Source organism: Luteolibacter sp., from assembly GCF_058122085.1.
In genome coordinates, this window is sequence record NZ_JBIKBQ010000166.1 from 1 (window position 1) to 5607 (window position 5607).

General features: G+C 62.8%; 4 protein-coding genes. 3 read left to right on the forward strand and 1 reads right to left on the reverse strand.

What is annotated here, in order from left to right; genetic code table 11:
- Window positions 1–107 precede the first annotated feature (107 nt).
- Window positions 108–953, reverse strand: a complete 846-nt coding sequence (locus AC4DF4_RS17645) for a transglutaminase-like domain-containing protein (RefSeq protein ID WP_490049421.1) — start codon at window positions 951–953, stop codon at window positions 108–110.
- Between the two features lie 207 nt (window positions 954–1160).
- Between AC4DF4_RS17645 and AC4DF4_RS17650 the strand changes: the two genes are divergently transcribed.
- From AC4DF4_RS17650 to AC4DF4_RS17660, 3 genes are all read left to right on the forward strand, one after another.
- Window positions 1161–1613 carry a hypothetical protein gene (locus AC4DF4_RS17650; RefSeq protein ID WP_490049422.1) on the forward strand — a complete coding sequence of 151 codons (453 nt, stop codon included), beginning with the start codon at window positions 1161–1163 and terminating at the stop codon, window positions 1611–1613.
- A gap of 120 nt (window positions 1614–1733) precedes the next feature.
- Window positions 1734–5129 (forward strand): SNF2-related protein, encoded by a 3396-nt coding sequence (locus AC4DF4_RS17655; RefSeq protein WP_490049423.1) that lies wholly within the window; start codon window positions 1734–1736, stop codon window positions 5127–5129.
- A 107-nt stretch (window positions 5130–5236) separates the two neighbouring features.
- A partial coding sequence (locus AC4DF4_RS17660) for a hypothetical protein (protein WP_490049424.1) occupies window positions 5237–5607 on the forward strand: 371 nt, incomplete at its 3' end.

A 5607-nucleotide genomic window follows, 5' to 3' on the forward strand; every position in this document is an offset into this window, starting at 1 on the left:
CCTGCGGCCCGTTTGTCTGGACGAAAGGTCCTGAGAAACTGCGGCGGATCATCCAACTAACCAAGTCTTATCAAATCCAAACGCACAGTCACTAAGGAAACGGTGCACTAGTCCAGGACGATGGCTTCATCCCGCGCCGCCAGGCTCTCGCGGGTCACCGGGATGAAGCCGCCGTCCAGACACTCGCAGGAAACGTAGCTGCGCGTGAGTTCCGGGTTGCCGAAAATCGTGCAGACCGCCGTGTCCGCCGCGTCCCGACCGGTGGCGATGCGGACCAGGCCGTTGAGCGGCGCGTGGCGGGTGGCGTCGAAGACGAACCAGTCGCCGCCGATGAAGGCCTCGAAGCAGGCGTGGAAATCCGGCGGGTTTAGCTGATAGGCATAGTAGGTCGCGTAGCGCGCCGGCACGTTGAGCACGCGGCAGAAGGCGATGCCCAGATGCGCGAAGTCCCGGCACACGCCCTCCCGGCGCTCGTATGTTTCGATTGCCGAGCACGTTTCACCCGAACTCCCGCCGACGTAGGAGATGTTCGCGAAAATCCAGTCGCTCACCGCGGCTGCGACGGCGTGCGCCGTTTTCAAATGCCCGAAGAGATCCTGCGCCTGCTGCCTGAGCCGGTCGGACTGGCAGTAGCGGCTCGGGAACAGGAATGGCATGGCCGCGGGGCTCAGAATGTCCGGGCCGTCCGTGCGCAAGGCGCCCACCGGCACGACGCGCGCCGAGGTACGGACATTCGCCTGATAGGAAATTTGCAACGCTCCCGGTCCGGTCGCCCTGATCCGCGCAAAGCGATTCATCCCGATGCCGAACTCCTCCACCGGCAGGCCGGGGTCGGTGACCAGCGATTCGTCGAGAATTTTCTGCCCGCCCGCCTTGAGGCATTGGATCGCGAAAAGAAAAGTCGCGGAGTCCTGAAGCGTGTAATCCAGCTCGCAGGTGACGCGGAAATTCATCGGGGGATCGAGGACTGCGTGGTTTGAACTTTCCGAAGGCAACAAGCGGAGGGAATGCCCCCGCCGTTCGCGCTGCAACTCAAATCGGGGCGATTGCCGAAGTGATTTGAACGGCCCCCGCATCCGTGCTATGTTGTCCGGCTCAAATCCCGGAATATCAAATGCACTTCCAGCCGGGACTCACCAAAAATCGAAAGGACCAAAAAAATGAAACTCCACACCGATAACCACATCCTGATCCGTTCAGCCCTGATCCTGGCGCTGGCCGTCTGCTCTCCCGTCCAGGCCCAAGGCCCTGGAGGACGAGGAATGATGAAAGGCAAAATGATGGGATATTGCCGGGAAATGACCGGGCAAAGACAGCAAATGATGGAAGCCTTCAAGGCTCAGGACGCCGCCCTCACCGAGCAACTCGCCAAGCTGAAGAGCGCTCCCGACGACAAGAAAATGGAACAGATGACCGCCCTCGTCACCCTCATGGCGGAGCAACGGATCGCCATGAACGCGCACCGGGAGAAAATGCAGGACCTGATGACAAAGCACATGCTGCGACACATGGAGGCGGGCAAGGAGTTCATGGCCGACTGCCCGATCCTCAAGGCGCTGCAGGATACGGATGAAAAAAAGGACGACTCCGACACCGGACATCACGCGGAATAATAAGGCCGCGCGGCTGACGCCGGAAAACCGGAACCCTCAATTCCGGTCACCGGCATCAGTTCTGACATTGACGATCCGGGCCACCACGGTCGATCTTCCCCGTGCGAGCCCGGATCGTCCATGTCACTCGATTTTTCCCATCTCAACCAAGTCCCGGGCCTCCGTGAATGGATCGTCGCGGACAGGTGGCAAAATGATTTCAACCCGACCACCTTGTTGCGGAGCCAAGCCTACATTTCCGAGCGGCTCATCAAGCAAGTCAAGATCACCCACGACCCTGAAGGGCGCGGAGTCTTCGTCGAGGCCAGCGTCCACGGCACCTCGCCGAGGCCTTATCTGGCAGACATTCTGTTCCGCGAGAAGCGCGGGATTTGGAGCGCCGAGCCCGAGTGTTCCTGTCCGGTGGGCTTCCACTGCAAGCACGCCGCCGCGCTGCTTGCCCTGATCTCGTTCGAGCTCGCCCGCGGGAAAGTAAACGTTTTCGGCAGCGGCACTCCGCAGCTCGCGCCCGAGCTCCGCGACTGGCTGAAGGAAATCGAAAAAGCCGCCGAAGCCGGTCGCGCGCAGTCCGCCGTGCCGGTCGCCAAGCCCGAGAACCGCTTCCTCGCCTACTGCATCGAGCAACCGGTCTATCAGGCAGGCTCCAGGTTGAACTTCGTCATGCGCGTCGGCACCCGCCAGAAAAACGGCAGCGTCACCATTTCCGACTCCCGCGCCAGTGCCGACCCCTCGAAACCGCCGAAATACATGACGCGCGAGGACCTCTTCGTCGCCTCCCTCTATCACCAGCGCTATCGCAAGCTTCATCTCTGGAACGACATGCCGCTCCAAGGATCCGATTGGGAGGACCTCCTGGAAGGTGCCAGCGCGACCGGGCGCTTGTTTTACGGAGTCGAGACCTACCGGAAGAGCAATGCTGGCGATTACCGCCCGGTCACCCTCGGCCCGGCCGTGTCGGTGGAAGCCACTTGGAGAACTTCACCGGATGGCAGCGCCCGGCCGGTGCTGCGTTGCGAAAACCCCGACATCATCATCCTGCCCACCCAGCCGCCCCGGTATTTCGATGCCGCCACCGCCACCCTCGGCCTGCTTGAAAGCGAGCTCTCCGGCGCCGTGCTCGCCGCCTGGCAAAACGGCCCTGTCGTTTCCGCCAACAATCTAGCCGTCATCTCCACCCGCTTCTCCGCCATCGCCGCCGCCACCCTGCCCGCGCCGGTCAGGATGGAAACCGAGACTCGCCCCGCCTCGTCACCGCAGCCCCACCTTCGCGTCCATTCCCGCGTCCTCGGCGGCAGATGGGACCAGCAGACCTTCACCATCGGCCAGCTTTCATTTCGTTATACCGACAGCCCGTCGCTCTCGCCGCTCGCCAAGGGCCATGTCGAGAGCCATGTGGAGATCCGCGGCGGCAAGCGCGTCGTCTGGCCCCGCGATTTCAAGGCCGAGCACACCTTGGCCAAGCGACTGATGAACGTCGGCTTCATCGCCCTGTCCGAAATCCTCGCGCCCGTGCATCTCGACATCGCCGCGCTCTATTCCTGCGTCCCCGCCGTGCCGCTGCCCACCCCGCAGCTCGCCTGGCTGAATCTGTTGGAAGGCCCGGAAATGCAGAAACTCCGCAACGCCGGATGGACCATCGAGATCGATCCCAAGTCCGGCCTAACCGCCCACGACGCCAGCGAATTCTTCCCCGCCATCGAGGCCGATCCGGACCACGGCATCGACTGGTTCCGCTTCGACATCTCCTTCGAGCTCGGTGGTAAAAAACTCAGCCTCATCCCCATCATCGCCGACGCGATCCGCCAGGATTTCCCGTCCGCCGACTCCCCGGATCTCCCCGAGTTCATCACCCTGCCGTGCGAAAACCCCGAGGACGGATTCATCCGCTTTCCCGCCCGCCGCCTGCTGGAAATCGTCGATCAAGTCCGCCACCTGTTCCACGGCAATGCCTCGGGCGACGGCCCGATCCGCATGGACCGCCTCGCCGCCGCCGGCGTGGCCGACACCCTCGCCATCGACTCCTCTGAGACCACCCGCGCCCTCGCCAAGCTCGGCCACAGCCTCAAAAACATCACCGCCCTGCCGCCGGCGGAAATCCCCAAAACCGTCCGCGCCGAGCTCCGCCCCTATCAGGCGGAAGGCTTCCGCTGGCTCCAGTTCCTCGCCGCCCACGGCCTCCATGGCATCCTCGCCGACGACATGGGCCTCGGCAAAACCGTCCAGACGCTCGCCCACCTCGCCGCCGAGCGCGCTAAAAAGCCCGGCCTGCCCTCGCTCGTCATCGCCCCCACCTCGGTCGTTCCTAACTGGGCGGACGAAGCCGCGAAATTCACTCCCAAGCTCAAGGTGCTCGTCCTCCAGGGTCAGGACCGCGCCGCCGAGTTCGGCAAGATCAAAAAGGCCGACATCGTCCTCACCTCCTATCCGCTGCTCACCCGCGATTTCGAGCAACTCTCGAAACAAGACTGGCACATCCTCATCCTCGACGAGGCGCAATACATCAAGAATCCCAAGGCCCTCGCCGCCCAGAACGCCTGCAAACTCAAGGCCGCCCACCGCGTCTGCCTCTCCGGCACGCCCATGGAAAACCACCTCGGCGAGCTCTGGAGCCTGATGCGCTTCCTCATGCCCGGATTTCTATCCGACGAGAAAACCTTCAACAGCCACCTCCGCCGCCCCATCGAGCGCGACCGCTCCGGCGACGCCCAGCTCGCCCTCAACCGCCGCGTCTCCCCGCTCATCCTCCGCCGCACCAAGGACCAGGTCGCCACCGAGCTCCCTGCCAAGACCGAGATCATCCACGGCATCGACCTGTCCAAGAAACAGACCGACCTCTACGAATCCGTCCGCGCCGCCATGGACAAGCGCGTCCGCGACGCCATCGCCGCCAAGGGCCTCGCCAAGTCCCACATCATCGTCCTCGACGCGCTGCTCAAGCTCCGTCAGATCTGCTGCCACCCGCAACTGCTCAAAACCCCCGCCGCGCAGAAAGTCACCGAGTCCGCCAAGCTAGACTACCTCACCGCCGAGCTCCTCCCCACCCTGATCGAGGAAGGCCGCCGCATCCTGTTATTCTCCACCTTCACCTCCATGCTCGCCCTCATCGAGGAGCATCTGGAGAAGGAAAAGATCCCCTATCTGAAACTCACCGGCCAGACCCAGGACCGCGCTTCGTTGGTCAAAAAATTCCAGCAAGGCGAGACCCCCGTCTTCCTCATCTCGCTCAAAGCCGGCGGCACCGGCCTTAACCTCACCGCCGCCGACACCGTCATCCACTACGACCCGTGGTGGAACCCCGCCGCCGAGAACCAGGCCACCGACCGCGCCCACCGCATCGGCCAGACCAAGCCCGTCTTCGTCCACAAGCTCGTCTGCCGCGGCACCATCGAGGACCGCATCCTCGACCTCCAGAAACACAAGTCCGCCCTCGTCGAAGCCCTCCTCTCCGACGAGACCAGCAAGCTCAAGATCGACGCCGAGACGCTTTCCCACCTGCTCTCGCCGCTGTCACAATGACGTGGGCGCACAGCGTCTTTTCACCGCAGTGGAGCAGGGTCGGACGGAAAGAATTCCTTGAATCATCCGGCAAGCGATGTTCTACTATCAAACCTGTAGAAACCATTATGAAAACGAAAACCATATACCAAGTTGTCGTCAAGGATAGCAGATCGAAGGTCGCGGACTGGACGCAGGAGTTTGAGCATCGCCCGACCCCGGGCGACCGGCTCCGGATTCCTGAGAACGTGGCGCGGAACCTTGAGGGATATGAGCCCGAAGCAACCGTTTCGCTGGTGGAAATGGACCTGGAAACCGGTGACTTCCTGATTGTGGCCGATGCGGCATGCAAGCTGGCCACCAACCAGCGGCCCGTGGTCACTCTGAATGCCAGCCTGATCCCGGAGAGAATCCGTGAAGATGTCGAGGACCATGTGCGGCGGCGCTTGGATCTGCCGGTGCTGGAGTGGGAGGACAGTACCGCAACCGCACCCATCAT

Bases quoted from the DNA above. Each gene is read 5' to 3' on its own strand.
- AC4DF4_RS17650 (WP_490049422.1), top strand. From the start codon at position 1,161: ATGAAACTCCACACCGATAACCACATCCTGATCCGTTCAGCCCTGATC.
- AC4DF4_RS17655 (WP_490049423.1), top strand. From the start codon at position 1,734: ATGTCACTCGATTTTTCCCATCTCAACCAAGTCCCGGGCCTCCGTGAA.
- AC4DF4_RS17645 (WP_490049421.1), bottom strand. From the start codon at position 953: ATGAATTTCCGCGTCACCTGCGAGCTGGATTACACGCTTCAGGACTCC.